At 71.7% G+C, this 22,412-nt stretch carries 20 protein-coding genes; 12 read left to right on the top strand and 8 right to left on the bottom strand.

Annotation, left to right across the window (positions count from 1 at the left end; genetic code table 11):
- Positions 1-36 precede the first annotated feature (36 nt).
- The gene (locus LQ326_RS11230) at positions 37-1,191 is read left to right on the top strand and encodes a cystathionine gamma-synthase (protein ID WP_234535224.1); all 1,155 of its coding nucleotides are present in this window, start codon (positions 37-39) and stop codon (positions 1,189-1,191) included.
- 4 nt (positions 1,192-1,195) lie between these two features.
- Here LQ326_RS11230 and LQ326_RS11225 read toward each other — a convergent pair whose 3' ends face one another.
- The 3 genes from LQ326_RS11225 to LQ326_RS11215 all read right to left on the bottom strand — a co-directional run bounded on the left by LQ326_RS11225 (position 1,196) and on the right by LQ326_RS11215 (position 2,732).
- Positions 1,196-1,444, bottom strand: a complete 249-nt coding sequence (locus LQ326_RS11225; protein ID WP_234535222.1) for a hypothetical protein — start codon at positions 1,442-1,444, stop codon at positions 1,196-1,198.
- The gene (locus LQ326_RS11220; protein ID WP_234535220.1) at positions 1,441-1,947 is read right to left on the bottom strand and encodes a sigma factor-like helix-turn-helix DNA-binding protein; all 507 of its coding nucleotides are present in this window, start codon (positions 1,945-1,947) and stop codon (positions 1,441-1,443) included. Before LQ326_RS11220 ends, LQ326_RS11225 begins: the two co-directional genes overlap by 4 nt.
- 287 nt (positions 1,948-2,234) lie before the next feature.
- Positions 2,235-2,732, bottom strand: a complete 498-nt coding sequence (locus LQ326_RS11215; RefSeq protein WP_234535483.1) for a MarR family winged helix-turn-helix transcriptional regulator — start codon at positions 2,730-2,732, stop codon at positions 2,235-2,237.
- Positions 2,733-2,893: 161 nt separating this feature from the next.
- Between LQ326_RS11215 and ilvA the strand changes: the two genes are divergently transcribed.
- The 3 genes from ilvA (at position 2,894) to LQ326_RS11200 (ending at position 6,156) form a co-directional block, all read left to right on the top strand.
- Positions 2,894-4,123, top strand: coding sequence for a threonine ammonia-lyase (gene ilvA, locus LQ326_RS11210; protein WP_234535218.1), 1,230 nt, complete (start codon positions 2,894-2,896; stop codon positions 4,121-4,123).
- A gap of 219 nt (positions 4,124-4,342) precedes the next feature.
- Positions 4,343-5,359, top strand: coding sequence for an ATP-binding cassette domain-containing protein (locus LQ326_RS11205; RefSeq protein ID WP_234535216.1), 1,017 nt, complete (start codon positions 4,343-4,345; stop codon positions 5,357-5,359).
- Between the two features lie 17 nt (positions 5,360-5,376).
- The gene (locus tag LQ326_RS11200; protein WP_220213926.1) at positions 5,377-6,156 is read left to right on the top strand and encodes an ABC transporter permease; all 780 of its coding nucleotides are present in this window, start codon (positions 5,377-5,379) and stop codon (positions 6,154-6,156) included.
- Positions 6,157-6,293: 137 nt separating this feature from the next.
- Here the strand turns inward: LQ326_RS11200 and greA are convergent, their stop codons facing one another.
- Positions 6,294-6,794 carry a transcription elongation factor GreA gene (gene greA / locus LQ326_RS11195; protein WP_234535214.1) on the bottom strand — a complete coding sequence of 167 codons (501 nt, stop codon included), beginning with the start codon at positions 6,792-6,794 and terminating at the stop codon, positions 6,294-6,296.
- 168 nt (positions 6,795-6,962) lie between these two features.
- On the bottom strand, positions 6,963-7,361 hold the full coding sequence (locus LQ326_RS11190) for a DUF4307 domain-containing protein (RefSeq protein WP_234535213.1): 399 nt from the start codon (positions 7,359-7,361) through the stop codon (positions 6,963-6,965).
- Between the two features lie 193 nt (positions 7,362-7,554).
- Here LQ326_RS11190 and mca point away from each other — a divergent pair, with 193 nt between their 5' ends.
- Entirely contained in the window at positions 7,555-8,436 is an 882-nt protein-coding gene (gene mca, locus LQ326_RS11185) for a mycothiol conjugate amidase Mca (protein ID WP_234535211.1), read from the top strand.
- Positions 8,429-8,662 (top strand): hypothetical protein, encoded by a 234-nt coding sequence (locus LQ326_RS11180; RefSeq protein ID WP_234535209.1) that lies wholly within the window; start codon positions 8,429-8,431, stop codon positions 8,660-8,662. The genes mca and LQ326_RS11180 overlap by 8 nt, the downstream gene beginning before the upstream one ends.
- Before the next feature lie 6 nt (positions 8,663-8,668).
- Here LQ326_RS11180 and LQ326_RS11175 read toward each other — a convergent pair whose 3' ends face one another.
- Positions 8,669-11,869 (bottom strand): tetratricopeptide repeat protein, encoded by a 3,201-nt coding sequence (locus LQ326_RS11175; protein ID WP_234535206.1) that lies wholly within the window; start codon positions 11,867-11,869, stop codon positions 8,669-8,671.
- A 129-nt stretch (positions 11,870-11,998) separates the two neighbouring features.
- On the bottom strand, positions 11,999-12,403 hold the full coding sequence (locus tag LQ326_RS11170; protein ID WP_234535204.1) for a hypothetical protein: 405 nt from the start codon (positions 12,401-12,403) through the stop codon (positions 11,999-12,001).
- Between the two features lie 215 nt (positions 12,404-12,618).
- On the opposite strand from LQ326_RS11170, the gene LQ326_RS11165 reads away from it, so the two are divergent.
- From LQ326_RS11165 to LQ326_RS11140, 6 genes are all read left to right on the top strand, one after another.
- On the top strand, positions 12,619-13,266 hold the full coding sequence (locus LQ326_RS11165) for an ArsR/SmtB family transcription factor (protein ID WP_234535202.1): 648 nt from the start codon (positions 12,619-12,621) through the stop codon (positions 13,264-13,266).
- Positions 13,247-15,283, top strand: a complete 2,037-nt coding sequence (locus LQ326_RS11160; protein ID WP_234535200.1) for a thioredoxin domain-containing protein — start codon at positions 13,247-13,249, stop codon at positions 15,281-15,283. The genes LQ326_RS11165 and LQ326_RS11160 overlap by 20 nt, the downstream gene beginning before the upstream one ends.
- A 282-nt stretch (positions 15,284-15,565) precedes the next feature.
- Entirely contained in the window at positions 15,566-16,861 is a 1,296-nt protein-coding gene (locus LQ326_RS11155; protein ID WP_234535198.1) for a glycosyltransferase family 2 protein, read from the top strand.
- Positions 16,862-16,865: 4 nt separating this feature from the next.
- Positions 16,866-18,833 carry a right-handed parallel beta-helix repeat-containing protein gene (locus LQ326_RS11150; protein ID WP_234535197.1) on the top strand — a complete coding sequence of 656 codons (1,968 nt, stop codon included), beginning with the start codon at positions 16,866-16,868 and terminating at the stop codon, positions 18,831-18,833.
- Positions 18,830-20,134 (top strand): right-handed parallel beta-helix repeat-containing protein, encoded by a 1,305-nt coding sequence (locus LQ326_RS11145; protein WP_234535195.1) that lies wholly within the window; start codon positions 18,830-18,832, stop codon positions 20,132-20,134. Before LQ326_RS11150 ends, LQ326_RS11145 begins: the two co-directional genes overlap by 4 nt.
- Before the next feature lie 129 nt (positions 20,135-20,263).
- Positions 20,264-21,634 (top strand): UDP-glucose dehydrogenase family protein, encoded by a 1,371-nt coding sequence (locus LQ326_RS11140; protein WP_234535193.1) that lies wholly within the window; start codon positions 20,264-20,266, stop codon positions 21,632-21,634.
- Between the two features lie 54 nt (positions 21,635-21,688).
- Here the strand turns inward: LQ326_RS11140 and LQ326_RS11135 are convergent, their stop codons facing one another.
- Entirely contained in the window at positions 21,689-22,411 is a 723-nt protein-coding gene (locus LQ326_RS11135; protein ID WP_234535191.1) for a Mut7-C ubiquitin/RNAse domain-containing protein, read from the bottom strand.
- Between the last annotated feature and the right edge of the window lies 1 nt (position 22,412).

Here is a 22,412-nt window from a genome sequence, read left to right as displayed (position 1 = left end):
CGCGCCGGGGCCGTCGGAGCACTAGTCTCGTCAACCATGAGCGACAGGCACATCAGTCAGCACTTCGAGACGCTCGCCATCCACGCGGGCAACACGGCGGACCCCCTCACCGGTGCGGTCGTACCGCCGATCTACCAGGTCTCGACCTACAAGCAGGACGGCGTCGGCGGCCTGCGCGGCGGCTACGAGTACAGCCGCAGCGCCAACCCCACCAGGACCGCGCTGGAGGAGAACCTCGCCGCCCTGGAGGGCGGGCGGCGCGGGCTCGCCTTCGCGTCCGGGCTGGCGGCCGAGGACACCCTGCTGCGCACCCTGCTCAGCCCCGGTGACCACGTGGTCATCCCGAACGACGCCTACGGCGGCACGTTCCGGCTGTTCGCGAAGGTCGTCTCACGGTGGGGCGTGGAGTGGTCCGTCGCCGACACCAGCGACCCGTCCGCCGTGCGGGCCGCGATCACCCCGCGGACCAAGGCGGTCTGGGTGGAGACCCCCTCCAACCCGCTGCTCGGCATCACCGACATCGCCGCCGTCGCCCAGGTCGCCCACGACGCGGGCGCCCGGCTCGTCGTCGACAACACCTTCGCCACGCCCTACCTCCAGCAGCCGCTCTCGCTCGGCGCGGACGTCGTCGTGCACTCGCTGACGAAGTACATGGGCGGTCACTCGGACGTGGTCGGCGGCGCGCTGATCGTGTCGGACCAGACGCTCGGCGAGGAGCTGGCCTACCACCAGAACGCGATGGGCGCGGTCGCCGGGCCGTTCGACTCGTGGCTGGTGCTGCGCGGCACCAAGACGCTCGCGGTGCGCATGGACCGGCACAGCGAGAACGCCACCAGGATCGCCGACATGCTGAGCCGGCACGCGCGCGTGACGCGGGTGCTGTACCCCGGCCTGCCCGAGCACCCGGGGCACGAGACCGCCGCCAAGCAGATGAAGGCGTTCGGCGGCATGGTGTCCTTCCAGGTCACGGGCGGCGAGGAGGCGGCCGTCGAGGTCTGTGACCGCGCCAAGGTGTTCACGCTCGGCGAGTCCCTCGGCGGCGTCGAGTCCCTGATCGAGCACCCGGGGCGGATGACGCACGCCTCGGCGGCCGGTTCCGCCCTGGAGGTGCCCGCCGACCTGGTGCGCCTGTCCGTGGGCATCGAGAACGTCGAGGACCTGCTGGAAGACCTTCAGCAGGCCCTCGGCTGATCGTTCACCAGCCGACGATGGGCGGAGTCGTCGTGGACGGCGGCTCCACCCACGGATGCACCGTCGCCGCCCAGACCGCGAACGCCACCGCCGCCGCGCACAGCAGCAGCCACAGCAGGCGGCGGGCCCGCTGTCTGCGCCGCAGCATGCGGCCGCCCCGGCGCAGGACCTCGCCGTAGAGGTCGGGCGGGACCGGAGGCGGCGTCCGTTCCATGATCCGCCGGGCGGCGGCCTCGCGTTCGAGACGGTTCACGACGGAGCCACCTTCGCCCCCAGCAGCGCGGTCACCGTCGTCCGCGGCGGATGCAGCAGGGTCGCCGTCGCCCGGTCGCACAGGGCGTGCACGCGCTCCGCGGGCATCCCGAGCAGCGCCGCCGTCTGTTCCTCGGCGACCCCCTCGAACAGCCGCAGCACCAGGATCAGACGCTCCCGGGGGGTGAGCCCGGCGAGGGGGCTGCGCGGGTGCGGACGCGTGCGGCTGAACGGGCCGCCGTACTGGTGCCAGGCGGAGTTCGCGAAGCGCAGGGCGAGGTGCTGGCGGGCCCGGTCGTACGGGTCCTCGCCGCGCAGCCGGTCCCAGTACGCGTACGTGTGCGCGAGCGCGAGGGCCAGCAGCCGTCGCGCACGGGGGTTGGCGTCCGGAGCCTCGGCGGTCAGCAGGGTGGCGGCATGCAGCAGCCGCCCTGCCGCGCCCGCGACGAACGCCTCGAACTCCCGGGCCCGGCGGGCGTCCCGCAGCGCCTGCCGATCGCGCACCGTGCCTCCCCGACCGTGGGACCCCCGACACGGGTACGGCGGGGTCCGGTCTCATATGAGGCCAGGGGCGGGCCCACGGTCAAGAGCCGCGCGGCACACGCGCGTGCCGGATGTCCGGGCGGCCTCGGGGCGTGCGGGAGGCTCGGGGGGAAGTCCGTGCCCGGGACGTGCGGGAGGCCTGGGGGGTGTGCGTATCCGGGACGTGCGGGCGGCCTCGGGGAGTTCGTGCCCCGGGCGTGCGGGCGTGCGGGCGTGCAGGCGGCCGGGGGAGTTCCGTGCCCGGAGCCTCAGGTGGCCGGCGAGGTGTCCGTGGCCGGCGGCGCCATCCGCGCGGACAGCGCGCAGTTGAAGCGGGTGAGCAGCGCGCAGAACGTCTCGCGTTCCGCCGGCTCCCAGTCCTGCGTCAGCTCCGCCATCAACTGGCGCCGCGACGACCGCACTTCCTCCAGCCGCGACAGCCCGCGCGGGGACAGCTGGAGCACCACGGCCCGGCCGTCCTCGGGGTGCGAGGTGCGCTTGACGAGCCCGGTGTCGACCAGCGGAGCCACCTGCCGGGTGACCGTGGAAGAGTCGATCCCCATGCTCGCGGCGAGCGCCTTGACCCCCATGGGGCCTTCCTTGTCGAGGCGGTTCAGCAGCAGGTAGGCGGCGCGGTCCATGGAGTTGCGCACCTGGCCGACGCCGCCGAGCCGGGTCTGTTCGGCACGGCGGGCGAACACCGCCACCTCGTGCTGCAGCGTGTCGAGGAGACCGCTGTCACCGACGGTCGTCATGTCCATCGACATTCCAGGTGTTGTGGGCATGGCCGGGGGCTCACTTCATGAAGAGTGCTGTGGTGGGGGACAGAGTACGCGGACAGGGGGCGAGCCGTACCGGCGCTGTGCAAACCGGTCTCGGAGGTTGGTCACACCCGCGCCTTCGGCCTGTGAACTGCGAGACTTGAGTCATGAGCTACAGCACGGCTGACTCCTTTCGTCACGTCACCCTCGACGACGTGCGCGGCGCCCAGAAGACGCTCGCGGGCGTGGCGCGGGTGACCGCGATGGAGGGCAGCAGGCATCTGTCCCAGCTGGCCGGCTCGCCTGTGCACCTCAAGTGCGAGAACCTCCAGCGGACCGGTTCGTTCAAGCTGCGCGGTGCCTACGTCCGGATCGCCGGGCTGCTCCCGGAGGAGCGCGCCGCCGGGGTCGTGGCCGCGAGCGCCGGCAACCATGCGCAGGGGGTGGCGCTGGCCTCGTCGCTGCTGGGCGTGCACTCGACGGTGTTCATGCCCGACGGCGCCCCGCTGCCCAAGATCAGCGCCACCCGGGAGTACGGCGCGGAGGTGCGGCTGCACGGTCAGGTGGTGGACGAGACGCTGGCCGCCGCCCAGGAGTACGCGGCGCGGACGGGCGCGGTGTTCATCCACCCCTTCGACCACCCGGACGTCATCGCCGGTCAGGGCACGGTCGGGCTGGAGATCCTGGACCAGTGCCCCGAGGTCGGCACGATCGTCGTCGGCGTGGGCGGCGGCGGGCTGGCGGCCGGGATCGCGGTCGCGGTGAAGGCGGTCAGGCCGGACGTGCGGATCGTCGGTGTCCAGGCGGCGGGCGCGGCCGCGTATCCGCCCTCGCTGGCGGCCGGGCACCCGGTCACGGTGGCGAACCCGGCGACGATGGCCGACGGCATCAGGGTCGGACGGCCCGGTGACGTGCCGTTCGCGATCATCGAGGAGCTGGTCGACGAGGTCCGCACGGTCAGCGAGGACCAGCTGTCCGCCGCCCTGCTGCTGTGCCTGGAGCGGGCCAAGATGGTCGTGGAACCGGCCGGGGCCAGTCCGGTCGCGGCACTGCTGGCCGAGCCCGGCGCCTTCGCCGGACCGGTCGTCGCCGTACTGTCCGGCGGGAACGTCGACCCGGTGCTGATGCAGCGGGTGCTGCGGCACGGCATGGCCGCGCAGGGCCGCTACCTGGCCGTACGGCTGCGGCTGACCGACCGGCCGGGCGCCCTCGCCACCCTGCTCGGGGTGCTCTCGGCGGTCGACGCCAACGTTCTCGACGTGAGCCACATCCGGACCGACCCCCGGCTCGGGCTCACCGAGGCGGAGGTCGAACTCCACCTGGAGACCAAGGGTCCCGCGCACTGCGCGGAGGTCGGCCACTCCCTGCGCGAGGCCGGTTACACGGTCGTCGACTGAGCGCGGCGGCCGTCCCGGCGGGAAGCGGCCGGGCCGGGCGGCTTCCCCTCACTCGTTCGGGAAAATGCGTCGACGGACGCGATACATCGCGTTATGGTGGGTCGCGTGGCCACCGCTGCCCCTCGCCGCCGCCGCCGTCGCGCCGGCGAAAACCACAGGCGGACCGAGGGCCGGATCCCTAGCCTTTTTCGCAGCATCCCCGACGACGTGAGGATCCCTATGCCAGGCGCCATCTACGCCGAAGGTCTGGTCAAGACCTTCGGTGACGTAAGGGCTTTGGACGGCGTCGACCTCGACGTTCCCGAAGGCACGGTCCTCGGCCTGCTCGGGCCGAACGGCGCGGGCAAGACGACGGCCGTCCGCTGCCTGACGACCCTGCTCCGCCCCGACAGCGGCAAGGCGGTCGTGGCGGGCCTGGACGTGCTCAAGCAGCCGGACGCCGTACGCCGCTCCATCGGCCTGTCCGGACAGTTCGCGGCGGTCGACGAGTACCTCACCGGCCGGGAGAACCTCCAGATGGTCGGCCAGCTCTACCAGATGCGGGCCAGGCAGGCCAAGGCCCGAGCGGTCGAGCTGCTGGAGCAGTTCCACCTCACCGACGCCGCCGACCGCCCCGCCAAGACCTACTCCGGCGGCATGCGCCGCCGCCTCGACCTGGCCGCCGCGCTCGTCGTCTCCCCGCCGGTGATGTTCATGGACGAGCCGACCACCGGCCTCGACCCCCGCAACCGCCAGCAGCTGTGGGAGGTCATCCAGCAACTGGTCTCCGGCGGTACGACGCTGCTGCTCACCACCCAGTACCTGGAGGAGGCCGACCACCTCGCCCACGACATCGCGGTCGTCGACCACGGCAAGGTCATCGCCCAGGGCACCTCCGACGAACTCAAGGCCCGCACCGGCGGCGAGCGCGTCGAGGTCGTGGTGCACGAGCGCGAGCACATCCGGACCGCCGCCGAGGTCCTCGGCGGCTTCGGCAAGGGCGACACCACCGTCGAGGAGCACACCCGCAAGCTCACCGTGCCCGTCACCGGCGGTGCCAAGCTGCTCGCCGAGGTCATCCGCGAGCTGGACTCCCGGGGCATCGAGATCGACGACATAGCCCTGCGCCGCCCCACCCTCGACGACGTCTTCCTGTCCCTGACCGGACACGTGGCCGAGGAGAAGACCGAGGGCGCCGGCGAGCAGGGGAACAAGAAGACCACCCGCAAGGACAGCCGCAAGGAGACCGTGAAGTGAGCGCCGTGAACGACTCCATGGTCGTGGCCCGCAGAAACCTGATCCGCATGGGCCGGATTCCCGAGATGCTGATCTTCGGGCTGATTCAGCCGATCATGTTCGTGGTGCTGTTCACCTACGTGTTCGGCGGCTCGATCCAGGTCGGCTCGTCCAGCTCCACCCAGGCCTACCGCGAGTTCCTGATGGCCGGCATCTTCGCGCAGACCGTCACCTTCGCCACGGCGGGCGCCGGCGCCGGCATCGCCGACGACATGCACAAGGGCCTCATCGACCGCTTCCGCTCCCTGCCCATGGCACGCGGCGCGGTCCTGACCGGACGCACCCTCGCCGACCTGGTCCAGACGGCGCTCACGCTCGTCGTCCTGGCGGTCGTCGCCGTGATAGTCGGCTGGCGCACGCACGAGAACTTCGGCAAGGTCCTCGCCGGCTTCGGCCTGCTCCTGCTGCTCGGCTACGCGTTCTCGTGGATCGGCGCACTCATCGGACTGTCCGTGCGCACGCCCGAAGCGGCGACCTCGGGCGGCCTGATCTGGCTGTTCCCGCTGACGTTCATCTCGAACGCCTTCGTGGACGCCAACCACCTGCCGGCCTTCCTGCGCCACATCGCGGAGTGGAACCCCTTCAGCGCCACCGTGCAAGCGTGCCGCGAGCTGTTCGGCAACCTTCCGCCGGGCTTCAACGCGTCCGACGCCTGGCCCATGCAGCACCCCGTCTGGGCCTCGCTGATCTGGTCGGTCGTGATCATCCTGGCTTTCCGCACCCTCGCGGTCCGCAAGTACCGCCGGGCGGCCGGCTGACGGACCCCTGTCGTCGGTCGTGCGCCGGAGCAGGCCCTGCCGCGAGCCGCGCTGATCCACTCGACCGCTCGCCCCGGATCACCGCAGACAAAGACCCCCGGCGCCCTGCGGACGCCGGGGGCAGGAGTCTGTTCGGGTCAGCCCGAGTAGGGCTCGGCCTTCAGGATCCTCACCGAGGCCTTCTTGCCGTTCGGCAGCTCGTACTCCGCGTCCTCGCCCACCTTGTGGCCGATCACACCCGTGCCCAGGGGGGACTGCGGGGAGTAGGTCTCGACGTCGGCGCTGGCGTATTCGCGCGAGGCCAGAAGGAAGGTCATGGTGTCGTCCTCGTCGCCGTCGAAGGCGATGGTGACGACCATGCCGGGCGCGACGGCGCCGTCGGCGGACGCCGGGGCCTCACCGACCTTGGCGTTCTCCAGAAGCTGGGTCAGCTGGCGCACACGGAGCTCCTGCTTGCCCTGCTCCTCCTTGGCCGCGTGGTACCCGCCGTTCTCGCGCAGGTCCCCCTCCTCGCGCGCGGCCGCGATCTTGGCGGCGATATCCGTGCGCGCAGGACCAGACAGGTACTCCAGCTCGGCCTTGAGCTGGTTGTACGCCTCCTGGGTCAGCCAGGTGACGTTCTCGCTGGTCTGGGTCACAGGTGCTCCTCGTCGGTACTGGGAATACAAAGCATCGCCCTACCCAGAAGCATGTTCCTTCACAGAAGGGCGAAACCACGAGCCTAACAATTCAACGCCGGAAGGGGGAGGACATAAGCCATCAGAATCACGTCAACGCAGGTCAGTGCCTACGTATTCCGGCTGATGTCAGTCGGCGTGGCAGCCGAGCAGCTCCGCCGTGGTGCCCCGGGCTGTCGTACGGAGCGTGACCACCCTGTCGATCTCGGTCGCGGAACCGGTGAAGCGGAAGTCCGCCCGGCCCACCTCGGAGCCGTCCGCCGCCTGGGAACGCAGCGTGCAGTAGCCGGAGGCGCCGGCGTCCTTGTGGACCTCCAGATGCGCCTTGACCGCGTTGTCCGAGGCGTCGAAGGTGATGACCTGGGCGCTGATCTTGTTCTGCACCACGTAGTGGTAGGCCCAGTAGCCGACCAGGACGAGCAGCAGCGCCCCCAGCAGCGCGCCGGCGACCTTGAGCTTGCGGTCGGCGCGCTCGTCCGAGGCGCCGCCGTAACGGCCCTCCGGCAGCCGCGTGCTCGCGGTACTCATGATCGTCCTCCTGGCAGGAACCGCCCCGAGACCCGTGAGGAACCGGATCCCGGAATTATTCGCCCCCCGATTCGGTCACTATAGAAGCCTCCCGCCCGCCGCCCGACCACCACCCCTCAACGACGTCCCTGCGGGACAATTCCTTCAAACCACCCCCGGGCTACCGGGGCGCCGACTTACCAAGGATTGAGTCTTGACTGACCAGTTGCGACTGATGGCCGTGCACGCCCACCCCGACGACGAGTCGAGCAAGGGCGCGGCGACCATGGCGAAGTACGTGTCCGAGGGGGTGGACGTGCTGGTCGTGACCTGCACGGGCGGGGAGCGCGGCTCCATCCTCAATCCCAAACTGCAGGGCGACAAGTACATCGAGGAACACATCCACGAGGTACGCAAGAGGGAGATGGACGAGGCCCGCGAGATCCTCGGCGTCAAGCAGGAGTGGCTCGGCTTCGTCGACTCCGGTCTGCCCGAGGGCGACCCGCTGCCGCCGCTGCCCGAGGGCTGCTTCGCCCTGGAGGACGTCGACAAGGCGGCCGGTGAGCTGGTGCGCAGGATCCGCGCCTTCCGCCCGCAGGTGATCACCACCTACGACGAGAACGGCGGCTACCCGCACCCCGACCACATCATGACCCACAAGATCTCGATGGTGGCGTTCGAGGGCGCGGCGGACGCCGAGAAGTACCCCGAGGCCGAGTTCGGGCCGGTCTTCCAGCCGCAGAAGCTGTACTACAACCAGGGCTTCAACCGCCCGCGCACCGAGGCGCTGCACAACGCCATGCTGGAGCGCGGCCTGGAGTCACCGTACGGGGACTGGCTGAAGCGGTGGAGCGAGTTCGAGCGCGCCGAGCGCACCCTGACCACGCACGTGCCGTGCGCGGACTTCTACGAGATCCGTGACAAGGCGCTGATCGCGCACGCCACGCAGATCGACCCGGACGGCGGCTGGTTCAAGGTGCCGATGGACCTCCAGAAGGAGGTCTGGCCCACCGAGGAGTACGAGCTCGCGAAGTCATTCGTCGATACATCCCTCCCCGAGGACGACCTCTTTGCGGGCATCCGCGACAATGCCTGACATGAGCGCAAGCCTGGCACTGACGCACCTCGTCCCCCTCGCCAAGGAGGTCGACGAGAACAAGGTCACCCCCGGAGTCCTCGGCTTCATCGTCTTCGCGGTGATGGCCGTGGCGGTCTGGGGCCTGATGAAGTCCATGAGCAAGCACATGCAGAAGGTCGACTTCAAGGAGTCCGCCCCGAGCGGGGCGGACTCCAAGGCGCCGGCCGCCGAACCCAAGAGCTGACCGGCGTCACGCCCTGGCCGGTACCGGCACTCCCATCACCTCGCGGGAGTGCCGGCTGGGCACCATGCCCAGACGCCAGGCCTGCCAGCCCGACTCCAGCTGCACCCCGCGCTCCAGGAGCAGGCCGTACGCGGTGACGTACTCGGTCAGCTTCTCGTCGCGCAGCGGGTGGATGCCGCGGGCGAGCTGGGCCAGGTCCTCCTGGGCGACAGCGGTGCCCACCTCCACGCCGCCGGGCGCGGCATAGGGGAGCAGGGTGCAGCGCAGGAAGCGGGCCCAGTCCTCGCCGCGCCGGTCGCCGTAGGACGTGAACAGGGTGACCGCCTCGTCGCACAGGGCCAGGGCCTGCTGGGTGCGGGTGTTGCCGGCGTCGACGACGGCCAGCTCCAGGCAGGTCCAGGCCTCGCCGTGGACCACGCCGATGCGCTGGAAGTCGGCGCGGGCGTCGACCAGGAGCTGGCGGGCGAAGCCGGAGTTGCGCAGCGAGCCGGTCTGGGCCGCCCGCTGGTCGCGGGTGACCCGGGCCGAGTGGTGGCGGGCACAGGCCAGTCCGTAGACGTCCCGCATCCGGGAGAACATCGTGCGCGAGCGCTCCAGCTCGCGGACCGCCTGGTCCAGGGTGCCGGCCTCCTCCAGGGCCTGCCCGAGGTAGTACACCGTCCAGGCCTCGCCGCGCGCGTCCTCGTTCTCCCGGTGCCGGGCCGCCGCCGCGCGCAGTCCGTCGACCGCGGGGGACGCGTCGCCGTCCACCAGCCGGGCCCGCGCCAGCTGGGTCAGCGCCCAGGCCTCGCCACGGGCGTCCTGGGTACGGCCGTAGCGGTCCAGCGCGGCCCGCAGCTCACGCTCCGCTCGCGGTACGTCGCCCATGCGCAGCGCCAGCTGGCCGAGCTGGAAGTGCGCCCAGGCCTCGCCGTGCACCGAACCGCCCTCCCGGTGCAGGACGAGCGAGCCGGTGAGCAGGTCGAGGGCCTCCGGCAGCCGGGCGCGGTCGCGCTGCACCGCCGCCAGGGCGTGCATCGTCCACGCCCGGTCGGTGGCCAGTTCGGGGGCCGCCTGGAGGTCCAGGGCCTCCTGCAGCCTGGCCGCCGCCTCGGTGAGGTTGCCCTGGTGGTGCAGGGTGATCCCGAGTGAGCACAGCGCGCGGGCCGCGCCGGCGTCGTGATGTGCCTCCATGTACAGGTCGACGACGGAGGCGAGGGTGGTGCGGGCCTTGTCCAGCTCGCCCAGCTGGCGGGCCGCGATACCGGTGCGCCACTGCACAGAGCGGACCAGCAGGCCCTGGTCGACGGCCTGCGCCAGCTCGCTGATCTCACCGAGCCGGTAGAGGTCGCCGCGCAGCAGGCAGTAGTCGCACAGTGCGCCCAGCAGATTCTGCACGGCCGTCTGGTCCACCCCCTCCGCGTGCCGCAGGGCCGCCGTGATGAAGCTCGACTCGTCGTCCAGCCAGCGCAGCGCCTCGTCGAGGGAGGTGAAGCCGTGCGGCCCGAACCGGTCCGAACGGGTCGACATGTTGCCGTCGACCAGGCGCAGCACGGAGTCGGCGAGCTCCGCGTAGTTCACGATCAGCCGCTCCTGCGCCGCCGTGCGGTCGGCCGGGGTCTCCTCGTCCAGGAGACGGGCCTGGGCGAAGGAGCGGACCAGGCCGTGCAGGCGGTAGCGGCTGCCGCGGACGTGGTCGATCAGGCCGGCCCGGGCGAGCGTGGCCAGGTGGCGGGTCGCCTCGGCCTCGTCCGCGCCCAGCAGGGCCGCCGCGGCCGCCGCGCCCATCGAGGCCCGGCCCGCCAGCGCGAGCCTTCTCAGCATGCGGCGCCCGGTCTCCGACTGGTCGGTGTAGCGCAGCCACAGCACCCGCTCCACCGGCCCGACCGGACCGTACACGCCCAGGTCGGTGGCCAGCTGGAGCGGTGAACGCGAGCCCAGCGACGATCCCGCCACTCGCAGCGCCAGCGGCAGCCCGCCGCACAACTCCCTGATCCGGTCCGCGGACTGCGCGTCGTACGGCCCCGACGCGTCCTCGGCAGCGGCGTCCAGCAGTTCCTCCGCGCCCGCCGCGTCCAGCGCGGTGACCGGCAGCCGGTGCACCCAGGCCGGCAGGTCGGCGGGAAGGTCGAGCTGGTCGCGGGCGGTGACCAGGACCAGGCTGTCGGAGCGCTCCGGTACTAGGGTGCGCACCTGCTCCGGATCCGAGGCGTCGTCCAGCACGATCGTCACCGGCAGACCCGTCAGGTGCTGGTGGTACAGCTCGCTCAGCCGCTTGACCTGCTGGTCGGCGGAGGAACGCTCACGGAACAGCAGCTGCTCGCGGGGCGCGCCCAGCCGGTTGAGCAGATGCAGCAGGGCGTCGCGGGTGGTCAGCGGAGGCTCGTCCTGGGCGTCGCCGCGCAGATCCACGACGACCGCACCGCGGAAGAGGTCCCGCAGCTCGTGGGTGGCCCGGACCGCGAGGGCGGTACGGCCGGAGCCGGGCTCCCCGTGCAGGACCACGACCGTCGGCCGGGTCTCGGTGGCCGCCCGGGCCGCCTGCGCCCACTGCCGGATCCGCGCCAGCTCCTGCTGTCGTCCGGCGAACGGGCCGTCAGGGGTGGGCAGCTGACCGAACGACTGCTCCAGCACCGTGCGCCTGCGGGCCGCCGCGCTCTTGTCCGCGCCGCGCAGCCCGGGGCCCTGCTTCTTCGGTCCCGTGGAGGCGCTGAGCACCCGCTGCTGATCGAGGAACGGCCGGATGCCCCGCACCTCCAGCGCGGTCAGCCACTGCAGCCGCAACTGCTCCGGACCGCCGGGCTGACCGGCCGCGCCGGCGTGGTGATGCGCGGCGGGCAGATGGGAACCGGCGACCTTGACGACCGTGGCGGCCGCCCCGGCCGCCCCGACGGCCACGCCCGCGCCGAGCGCCGTGGCCGCCCCGGTGCCCAGGGAGAGGTCGGCGACAGTGGCGGCGACCGCCGCGACGGCCGCGACCAGCAGGGGGGTTCCGGCGCCCTCCTTGGCGTAGCGGCGGCCGAAGCTCGGGCGGCCCGCCTCCGTCTCGTCGAGGGCGTGGGTGTAGGCCGCGTACTCCTCGGCGGCCGTCCGCTCCATCTCCTCCAGCCCGTCGCGCGCACGGGACAGCAGCACCTGTCTGTCGACACGGCCGCCCGAACGGCGGACCTCCTCCTCCACGGCCCGCACCAGCAGCCGATCGGCTTCCGCCCGATGGGCGTCCCGCATGTCCCGTCCCCCTCCAGCGGCAACTCCGTTGTGTACAAGTGTCCTTGTGAAGGGTCGGGATGGCGAGGGGGCGACGATCAGGCGATCGGTGAGGGTTCCGTGGCGGTCCTGGCCACCGGGCGATCCCGGCTACCGGACGGCTCGGCCGGGCTGGGCGGTCATCCGGCCCCACCCCTTGGACAGGGCCAGGTACACGCAGGCCGCCGCCAGACCCGCCTCCGCCACGGCGCTCGCCAGCGCTTCCAGCAGGGCCGCGCCCATCGGCGACGTCGTTATGTCGAACCAGGCGTCCAGGACCGCGACCGAGGCCGTCGCGGACGCGGTGAGGCGGGCCCGGGCGTCACCCCGCAGGCCGAGCACCGCCGTCGCCGCGCAGCCCGCCGCCATCAGGACGTCCAGCCCGATCCAGGCCAGCGACCAGTTGTGCACCTCGGTACTGGTGGGCAGCGTCAGCGCCAGCACCACCATCCACGGCACGAGCAGCACGGAGGACGATCCGAGGAGGATCAGTGCCCACCGCTTCAGCCGCCTCATCCGCTTCGTCCTTCGGGTCCGACTCGCCGTTAACCGGTCCAACACGTTTTCCCCCTCGCCTTGTTCCGGAACCGTGGATGGGGAACCTGTGAATCGGCCGGCTCCCGTCCCATTGCCTTCACGCTAGAACGCAGAGAAAATTCTGCAAAGGAAATTCGGCGGACATCGGGGGAAGGTCAGGGATGTCTCAGGGTTCTCAGGGCTACGGTGGCCGCATGACCGACGGCACGCCCCGCACGGCCGGAGCCCCCGAGCCCGCCACCTCCGCCGAGACGCCCGCCGCACCCGCCGAGCTGACCAGCCTGGAGCGCACCGCCCTCTACAAGTCCCTGGGCAATCCCCTGCGCCGCCGGATCCTCGACTACCTCGGCCGGCACGGCGAGGCCAACTCCACGGTGCTCGCCCGCGAACTCGGCGAGAGTTCCGGCACCACCAGCTACCACCTGCGAAAACTCGCCGAGCAGAAGCTGATCGAGGAGATCCCCGAGAAGTCGGGCGGCCGCGAGCGCTGGTGGCGGAGCCTGCCCTTCAGCCACACCGCACCCGACCCGGCCACGATGACCACGGAGGAGTACGCGGCGGCCGAGCACCTCGCCCTCCTGAAGATCGAGGTCGACACCAGGCTCTTCCGCCGCGCCCACGAGGAGTACCGGGGCCCACAGGGCTGGGCCCAGGTCCAGCGCACCGGCACCTGGATGACCAAGAGCGACCTGCACGACTTCGTCCGCGCCTACAACGGGCTCGTCGACCGCTACGGCCACCCCGACGACGCCGTACCCGAGGGGGCGCGCCGGGTGAATCTGCGCTTCTACGCGGCTCCCGACCCCGTGGGAGAGTGGGAGGGTGAACCGACTGGCCCATGAGACGTCCCCGTACCTCCTCCAGCACGCCGACAACCCCGTCGACTGGTGGCCGTGGTCGGCCGAAGCCTTCGAGGCGGCGCGGACCGCGAACAAGCCCGTCCTGCTGAGCGTCGGGTACAGCTCCTGCCACTGGTGCCATGTCATGGCCCACGAGTCCTTCGAGGACGAGGCCACCGCCGACTTCCTCAACGAGCACTTCGTCAGCATCAAGGTCGACCGCGAGGAGCGGCCGGACGTGGACGCCGTCTACATGGAGGCCGTACAGGCCGCCACCGGACAGGGCGGCTGGCCGATGACCGTCTTCCTCACCTCCGACGCCGAACCCTTCTACTTCGGCACCTACTTCCCGCCCGCCCCGCGCCACGGCATGCCCTCCTTCCGGCAGGTCCTGGAGGGCGTCCGGGCCGCCTGGGCCGACCGGCGCGACGAGGTCGCCGAGGTCGCCGGGAAGATCGTCCGCGACCTCGCCCAGCGGGAGCTCGGGCACCAGGGCGGCCGGCCGCCCGGCGAGCAGGAGCTCGCGCAGGCGCTGCTCGGGCTCACCCGCGAGTACGACCCGCAGCGCGGCGGATTCGGCGGCGCCCCCAAGTTCCCGCCGTCCATGGTCATCGAGTTCCTGCTGCGCCACCACGCCCGCACCGGTGCCGAGGGCGCCCTGCAGATGGCCGTGGACACCTGTGAGCGGATGGCCCGCGGCGGCCTCTACGACCAGCTCGGCGGCGGCTTCGCCCGCTACTCCGTCGACCGCGACTGGACCGTCCCGCACTTCGAGAAGATGCTCTACGACAACGCCCTGCTCTGCCGGGTGTACGCGCACCTGTGGCGGGCCACGGGCTCCGAGCTGGCCCGCCGGGTCGCCCTGGAGACGGCCGACTTCATGGTCCGTGAACTGCGCACCGGCGACGGCGGGTTCGCCTCCGCGCTCGACGCCGACAGCGACGACGGGAGCGGCCGGCACGTGGAGGGCGCGTACTACGTGTGGACGCCCGCCCAGTTCCGCGAGGTCCTGGGCGAGGACGCGGACCTGGCCGCCCAGTACTTCGGCGTCACCGAGGACGGCACCTTCGAGGAGGGCCAGTCCGTGCTGCAGCTCCCGCAGCAGGAAGGCGTGTTCGACGCCGAGCGGATCGCCTCGGTCAAGCGCCGCCTGCTCGCCGCACGGGCCGATCGCCCGGCTCCGGGCCGTGACGACAAGGTCGTCGCCGCCTGGAACGGCCTCGCCGTCGCCGCGCTCGCCGAGACCGGCGCCTACTTCGACCGCCCCGACCTGGTCGACGCCGCCGTCGGCGCCGCCGATCTCCTCGTGCGGCTCCATCTCGACGACCACGCGCGCCTCGCCCGTACCAGCCGGGACGGCCGGGCCGGCGCCAACGCGGGCGTGCTGGAGGACTACGGCGATGTCGCCGAGGGCTTCCTCGCGCTCGCCTCCGTGACCGGTGAGGGTGTCTGGCTGGAGTTCGCCGGGCTCCTCCTCGGCCATGTCCTGGACCGCTTCACCGACCAGGACAGCCCGGAGTCCGGTGCCCTCTACGACACCGCCGCCGACGCCGAGCGGCTCATCCGCAGGCCGCAGGACCCGACCGACAACGCCACCCCCTCCGGCTGGACCGCCGCGGCCGGCGCCCTGCTCGGCTATGCGGCCCACACCGGCTCCGAACCCCATCGCACCGCCGCGGAACGGGCGTTGGGGATCGTCGGGACCCTCGGACCGCGCGTGCCGCGCTCCATCGGATGGGGCCTCGCCGTCGCCGAGGCGCTGCTCGACGGGCCGCGCGAGGTCGCGGTCGTCGGACCGGACGCCGGGGACGCCGGCGTGGCCGCACTGCACCGCACGGCACTTCTGGGCACCGCACCCGGTGCGGTCGTGGCGACGGGAACTCCGGACGGCGACGGCTTCCCGTTGCTGGCGGGGCGGCCGCTCGTCGGCGGGAAGGCGGCCGCGTACGTGTGCCGCAACTTCACCTGCGACGCCCCGACCACCGACCCGGAACGGCTGAAGGCGGCACTCGGCGGCTGAGGGGCGCCCCTTACGGGGCGGTGTTGCTCGTTGTCTTGAAACATGCCATTTATCGGCTGAGTGCACGCTCTTCACATTTTCCTCATAAGATCCACCCCATGCCGTGACAGGTGTGACCGATTGTCACGGCTGGGGCGCGATGAGAGTGAAGACTCTGTAGGTGAAGTTTGTGCTTTGTGTGATCGCCGTTCACTCAAGGGCCCCTAGCATCGCTGGAGCAGTGCCCGGTTCTGTCTCATTTCGAGCCGTGGCAGTCGTGTCATGTGGGGGGAGAGCGCAACTTTGTCCGAGTTCTTCGACCAGGTCTGGTCGTGGATCGTCGAGGCTGTGGGGGAGACTTCGTGGCGAGAGCTGATGCCGCTGGGGCTTGCCGGACTGTTCGTCTGGGTGCTCTGGCTGTACCGGGCGGTGCTCTCGCGGTTCGCCAAGCCGGTCGTCAACGACTTCCGTACCAGCGTCTCCGTGGTGGTCCCGGCCTACCGGGAAGACCCGGAGATCCTGCTGGAGTGTCTGGAGACCTGGCTCGCCCAGGATCCCGCTGAGATCATCATCGTCCCCGACGTGGAGGACCACGAGGTACTGCACCGGCTGTCGCTGGTGGAGGACCCCCGGGTCCGGGTGCTCGCCTTCGAGCACCGCGGGAAGCGTTCCGCGCTGGGGGTCGGCATACGGGCCGCCACCAGCGAACTCCTCGTCCTGGTGGACTCCGACACCCGCTGGGAGCCGGGACTGCTGGACGCCGTCCAGATGCCGTTCGCGGACCCCGCGGTCGGCGGCGTGGGCACCCAGCAGAACGTCTACCAGCGCACCACCAGCGTGTGGCGCCGGATCGCCGACTGGCTGGTCAACCTCCGGTACTACGACTACGTACCGGCCATGGGCCGGGCCGGTGCCGTGGCCTGTCTGTCCGGCCGTACCGCCGCCTACCGCCGCTCGGCGGTCCTGCCCGTGCTGGAGAACCTGGAGAACGAGTTCTTCCTCGGCCGCCGCTGTGTGGCGGGCGACGACGGCAGGCTGACCTGGCTGGTCCTCGCGTCGGGCTACAAGACCGTGCACCAGTCCTCCGCGCGGGCGATCTCCATGTTCCCCTCGTCCTTCCGGGCCTTCGTGAAGCAGCGCGTCCGATGGAGCCGCAACTCCTACCGCTGCTACCTGACCGCGCTGTACAAGGGCTGGCTGTGGCGGGTCCCGCTGGTCACCAAGATCACCGTGCTGCAGATCCTGCTGACCCCGGTGACCATGGGCATGGCCCTCGGCTATCTGCTGACCAGCCGGCTGGACCTCACCGCCCGCGGCATCGCCCTCACCCTGATCTGGCTGCTCCTCGGCCGCGCCGTCCGCGGCTACTCGCACCTGCGCAGGCACCCGCAGGAGATATTCCTGCTGCCGCTGACCGCCCTCGTGGTCATCATGATCTCGCTGCCGATCAAGCTGTACGCCTTCGTCACCATGAACAAGCAGGGCTGGCTCACCCGCAGCAGCACCAGCATCGGAGGCGAGGGCCAGAGCGCGGCCACGCTCGCCGGACCCGCCGCGGGCGGCCAGAGCCACCCCGCCCTCCAGCCCGAGGTGGTCTGACGCCATGGCAACCCGTCTCATGACGAATCTCCTGACGGATCTCGTGACGAGGACAAGACCCGGCTCCGGCACCCGGCCGCGCCGGGCCGGTGCCGGAGCGGCGGCCGTGCTGGGCGCCTTCGCGGTGGCCGTGGCGCTGCTGCTGGGCACCTCGGCCACGGCGCACGCCGACGGGGGCGGCGACAGGAAGCAGAAACTGGCCGCCGAGGACGCGGAGAACCAGGCCGCGCTCGTGGCCGACGAGGACCACCGGCTCAACCAGGTCCGGGCGTTCACCTCGGTGGCGCCCCTGCAGAGCACCAAGTGGACCGTGCCGTACCGGCTCGACACCGACAACGGGTACACCCTGGTCCTCACCGACCGCAGCGCCGCCTACACGGTCGCCGACCTGCTGAAGCTCGCCCCGCAGACCTTCGTGCGGAGCAAGGACGGCTCGTACGTGCTGACCGAGAACATCTATCTCAACGTCGGCGCCAAGCTGAAGCTGTCCAACCCGGGCGGCCTCACCCTGCGGATGGCCAGCAACCGCAGCGGCTTCGTCTCCATCGTCTCCTTCGGCGGCGAACTGTCCCTCCAGGGCACCGCCCAGGCGCCGCTGACCATCACCAGCTGGGACCCGCAGGCCAACAAGGCCGACACCGACGTCGGGGACGGCCGCGCCTACATCCGCACCATCGGCGGCCAGTTCGAGATGACGCACACCAAACTCGCGAACCTGGGCTTCTGGAGCGGCCGCACCGGCGGGCTCAGCCTCACCGGCACCGACCGGCCGAACACCGGCTCGCTGGAGAACGCCGGCCAGGTGCACGGCAAGACCGCGCGCGAGCGGGCCCGTGCCCAGCGCGACGCGCAGGACGGCCAGAACACCAGCAGCGGTGACATCACGGCCATGCCCTCGGGTGCCCTGACCACACCCGACGCCCGGTTCTCCACCGCCGGGCTCTCCTACGTCTCCGGGTCGATCACCCACTCGACCATCACCGGCAACGCCTTCGGGATCTTCATCTCCAGCGCGACCGGGATCGAGATCAGCGACACCACCGTGGAAAACAGCCTGAAGGACGGGGTGGTGCTGCACCGCTTCGTCTCCAGCTCGCTCGTGCAGCGCACGGTCGCCAGGAACAACGGCGGCGACGGGTTCATCCTCTCCCGCGCCACCCAGCAGGTGCGCATCAGCGGCTCCACGGCCGCGGGCAACGGCGGCAACGGCTACACGCTCAGCGGCAAGCCGCTCGCCGACGGTCCCTCCGCCTCCGGGCAGGCAGTCGACAGCTACGGCTCCAACTCGGTCGCCAACAGCGTGGCCAAGGACAACGGCCGGTACGGCGTCGAGGTGCTGGGCGGTTTCGACGTCGGGGTGCAGAACAACCGCATCGAGGGCGGCGACATGGGCATCGTGGCCCGCCTGGCGGCGGACAAGGTGTCCATCACCGGCAACCGGCTGACCGGCCAGAAGCGGCAGGGCATCTCGGTACGCGACGGGGTCACCGGTGCCACGGTCACCGGCAACATCATCGACGGGCCGGAGACCGGTGTGTACGTGCGCGACTCGGCCGCCGAGATACGCGGCAACACCGTCCAGGACGCCACCAGCCACGGCGTCAGCCTGGTCGGTGGCGTGGACGGCACGACGGTCTCCTTCAACGTCATCGCCGGGGTCGGCCCCAGCGCGCTGGACTCCAGCCGTTCCCACGGCGGTGCCTCCATCAAGGAGAACCAGACCTTCGCCTGGTACGACACCAGTTCCTTCTGGGTCAAGGTCAAGCACTACGCGAGCCCGATGACCCTGCTGTGGACGGGCATCCTGCTGCTGATCCTGTTCTCGGCCGTCATGGGCCGGCGCCGGCGGCGCGGCAACGGGCAGGGCGCCGGCATCCTCCACCCGTACTCCGACAAGGCACCGCTGCCCGCCCCGCCGCCGGAGGAGATCGCCGTGGCAAGCCGCCGACGGGAGCCGGTGATGAGCGAATGAGCGACAACCTCCCCGCAGCGCCCGGCGACGGCGGACCCGGCGACGGCGGGCCGGGCGACAGCCCGCCCGCCGGCGGCTCTCCGGCGGGCGAGCCCGCCGCGCAGCGGCTGCGCCGGATCTGGCTCTCCGGCGGTCCGCCGCTGTGGGTGGCCTCGGCCGCCCTGCTGATCTCTGTGGTGGCGCTGATCGTGGCGGGGGCCTCCGCCGGCGACGACCGTCCCGTCGTGTACGGCGCCGGTCCCTCCGCCGGTCCCACCATCCCGGTCGCCGAACCCACGGACGACGGGGACGACACCGACGGCTCCGGTGCCACGGCCTCCGGCCCGGCACCGGGCGGCACGGCGGCCACCGGCGGGACGGCCACGCCCACCGCGACCGGCTCGGCCGCGGCCGTGGCCGCCGGACCGGTGACGTGCCCGGCCGCCACCGTCACCGTCAGCGACGCCAAGTCCCTTCAGCAGGCGCTGGACCAGGCCCGGCCCGGTACCGTCATCAAGATGCAGGACGGGGTCTACCCGGACCGCTTCACCGCCACCACCCCCGGTACGGCGGACCGGCCGGTCTTCCTGTGCGGCGGCCCCGGCGCGGTGATCGACGCGGGTGGCGTCGACGGCGGTTACGCCTTCCACCTCGACGGCGCCAGCCACTGGCGGCTGATCGGCTTCACCGTGCGCAACGGTCAGAAGGGCGTCATGGCCGACGGCGTCCAGGGCACCGTCATCCAGGGCCTGACCGTCGAGGACATCGGCGACGAGGGCATCCACCTGCGTGACTTCAGCTCCGGCAACGTGGTCGAGGGCAACACCGTCCGCGCCACGGGCAAGCGCAAGGAGCAGTTCGGCGAGGGCGTCTACGTCGGGTCGGCTCAGTCCAACTGGTGCACCGTCACCGGCTGCAAGCCCGACAAGAGCGACGACAACGTGATCCGCGGCAACCACATCAGCGACACCACCGCCGAGTCCGTCGACATCAAGGAGGGCACCACCGGGGGCTCCCTGACCGGCAACACCTTCGACGGCGCCGGCCTCAGCGGAGGGCACAACGACTCCTGGGTCGACGTCAAGGGCAACGACTGGCTGATCAAGGGCAACGTGGGCCGCCACTCCCGTGAGGACGGCTTCCAGACCCACCGGATCCTCGACGGCTGGGGCACCGGAAACGTGTTCCAGGCCAACACCGCGCAGGTGGACGGGCCCGGCTACGGCTTCCACTTCGCGCCCCCCGAGAACAACAAGGTCACCTGCGACAACAAGGTCGCCGACGCGGCGAAGGGCCTCGCCAACATCGCCTGCGCCTCCTGACGCGACGGGGCCCGGCCCGCACCGGGCCCCGCTCGCACCTCTCCGCACGCCCCCGCCCCCACCGCTCTGCGCCACACACGTTCCCGTATGCACCTTTCATCCGCATATCGGAATCTCCTCGGAGGCATCATGGACACTCTTCCCCGCGGCATCGACGGCACCGACGGCACTGTCGGCACCGACGCCCCCCGCCTGACCGTCATAGGCACCGGTTACCTGGGCGCCACGCACGCCGTCTGCATGGCGGCCCTCGGCTACGAGGTGCTCGGCGTCGACGTGGATCCCGGCAAGATCGAGCTGCTGAGAGCCGGCCAGGTACCGTTCTTCGAGCCAGGTCTGCCCGAACTCCTGGTCAAGGCCCAGGAGTCGGGCCGGCTGCACTTCACGACCAGCCTCGCGGAGGCAGCCGAGTTCGGCGACATCCACTTCGTCTGTGTGGGCACTCCGCAGCAGCCCGGTTCCTACGCCGCGGACCTGCGCTACGTGGAGGGCGCGGTGACCGAGCTGGCCCGGCACCTGAACCGCCGGGCCCTGGTGGTCGGGAAGTCGACGGTGCCGGTGGGCACTGCGGCCCGGCTGGCGGAGCTGGTCCGCGCCACCGCCCCGGCCGGGGACGCCGTGGAGCTGGCCTGGAACCCGGAGTTCCTGCGGGAGGGCTTCGCCGTCGAGGACACCCTGCACCCCGACCGGCTGGTGTTCGGCACCGAGTCCGCGTGGGCGGAGCGGCAGCTGCGCGCGGCGTTCGCGCCCGTCATCGCCCAGGGCACCCCGGTGGTGGTCGCCGACCTGCCCACCGCCGAACTGGTCAAGGTCGCCGCCAACTCCTTCCTCGCCACGAAGATCTCGTACATCAACGCCATGGCGGAGGTCTGCGAGGCCGCCGGCGCCGACGTGCACCGGCTGGCGGAGGCGCTGGCCCACGACGACCGGATCGGGGGCCGCTTCCTGAAGCCGGGGCTGGGCTTCGGCGGTGGCTGCCTGCCCAAGGACATCCGGGCGTTCATCCACCGTGCCGAGGAACTGGACGTCGCCCAGGCGGTCGCCTTCCTGCGTGAGGTGGACGCCATCAACCAGCGCCGCCGGGCCCGCACCGTGGACCTGGTCCGTGAGCTGGTCGGCGGCGATCTCGCCGGGACGAAGGTGGCCGCGCTCGGGGCGGCCTTCAAGCCCAACTCCGACGACATCCGGGACGCGCCCGCGCTGGACGTCGCCGCCACTCTGCACCGGGCCGGCGCCCTGGTGACGGTCTACGACCCGGTGGCGATGGACAACGCCCGCCGCGTCCACCCCGAGCTGCGGTACGGGACCGACGCGCTGCAGGCCGCCGCGGGCGCCGACGTCGTGGTGCTGCTCACCGAGTGGACGCAGTTCCGGGAGATCGACCCGCAGGTGATGGGCGCCGTGGTGAACCGGCGCCGGGTCGTGGACGGCCGGCACGCCCTCGACCCCGCCCAGTGGCGCGCGGCCGGCTGGGAGTACCGGGCACTGGGCCGAAGCTGACGGCCGAAGGCGACGGCCGGCCGGGGCCGGTCCGGGCGACCTCAGGCGAACTCCTCAGGCGAACTCGGCGAGGGCGCGTGCCACGATGGCCTCCAGCTGCCGGTGGTGCGCGCCCTTCCAGTACGCGCGGCCGCACTCCTCGCACCGCGCGAAGACGTCGTACGACTTCTGGGTGCCGCCCTTGAGCTGGTCCGCCACCTCTTCCTTCGTCGCGTCCTTCAGCAGGCCGTTGCAGGCCGTGCAGCGGGTCCAGGGGCGCAGGCCGGGGGCGAACCGGTCGAGGACGTCGTGGAGTTGGTCGTCGGGGCTGGTGCTGTAGACGTAGGCGCCGGCCCAGAGTTCGCGGCGGTGCAGCAGGCCCCGGTCGCGGCTCAGCAGCACGCGCTTCTCGGCCGCCGAGCGGGCCGCGAGGGCCGGGTCGCCGATGTCCGTCGACTCGTACGCCGTGTCCACGCCGAGGAGGCGGAGGCGGCGGGCGAGGGTGCCGAGGTGGACGTCGAGCAGGAAGCGGAGCGGAGCACCGGGGACCCGCTGCGGGCGCCGCACGGTGCGGACGGCCACCGACTCGCCGTGCGCCGGGACGTGGGCCGGGGGGACCTGCCGGCCGTCCACCACGAGGGCGCCGACCTCGGTCAGCGGGACGCCGAGGGATTCGATCACGTGGCCGAGTGTCGAGACGCCGTCGACGGTGAGCGGGTGGGCGCCGACGCGGCGGGCGTGCGGGACGAACAGGGCGAGCTCGGGAGCTACTTCGACCTGGATCTCGGGAGCGTTCACC

This window comes from Streptomyces shenzhenensis, assembly GCF_021462265.1.
Taxonomy (GTDB): domain Bacteria; phylum Actinomycetota; class Actinomycetes; order Streptomycetales; family Streptomycetaceae; genus Streptomyces; species Streptomyces shenzhenensis.
Note: the sequence above shows the minus strand (reverse complement) of the source record. Positions and strands in the feature narration are given on the sequence as shown.

Coding starts and splice junctions, on each gene's coding strand:
- LQ326_RS11215 (WP_234535483.1), bottom strand. CDS start 2,732: ATGTCGATGGACATGACGACCGTCGGTGACAGCGGTCTCCTCGACACG.
- LQ326_RS11150 (WP_234535197.1), top strand. CDS start 16,866: ATGGCAACCCGTCTCATGACGAATCTCCTGACGGATCTCGTGACGAGG.
- LQ326_RS11145 (WP_234535195.1), top strand. CDS start 18,830: ATGAGCGACAACCTCCCCGCAGCGCCCGGCGACGGCGGACCCGGCGAC.
- LQ326_RS11190 (WP_234535213.1), bottom strand. CDS start 7,361: ATGAGTACCGCGAGCACGCGGCTGCCGGAGGGCCGTTACGGCGGCGCC.
- LQ326_RS11170 (WP_234535204.1), bottom strand. CDS start 12,403: ATGAGGCGGCTGAAGCGGTGGGCACTGATCCTCCTCGGATCGTCCTCC.
- LQ326_RS11205 (WP_234535216.1), top strand. CDS start 4,343: ATGCCAGGCGCCATCTACGCCGAAGGTCTGGTCAAGACCTTCGGTGAC.
- ilvA (WP_234535218.1), top strand. CDS start 2,894: ATGAGCTACAGCACGGCTGACTCCTTTCGTCACGTCACCCTCGACGAC.
- LQ326_RS11180 (WP_234535209.1), top strand. CDS start 8,429: ATGCCTGACATGAGCGCAAGCCTGGCACTGACGCACCTCGTCCCCCTC.
- LQ326_RS11165 (WP_234535202.1), top strand. CDS start 12,619: ATGACCGACGGCACGCCCCGCACGGCCGGAGCCCCCGAGCCCGCCACC.
- LQ326_RS11175 (WP_234535206.1), bottom strand. CDS start 11,869: ATGCGGGACGCCCATCGGGCGGAAGCCGATCGGCTGCTGGTGCGGGCC.
- LQ326_RS11200 (WP_220213926.1), top strand. CDS start 5,377: ATGGTCGTGGCCCGCAGAAACCTGATCCGCATGGGCCGGATTCCCGAG.
- LQ326_RS11230 (WP_234535224.1), top strand. CDS start 37: ATGAGCGACAGGCACATCAGTCAGCACTTCGAGACGCTCGCCATCCAC.
- LQ326_RS11140 (WP_234535193.1), top strand. CDS start 20,264: ATGGACACTCTTCCCCGCGGCATCGACGGCACCGACGGCACTGTCGGC.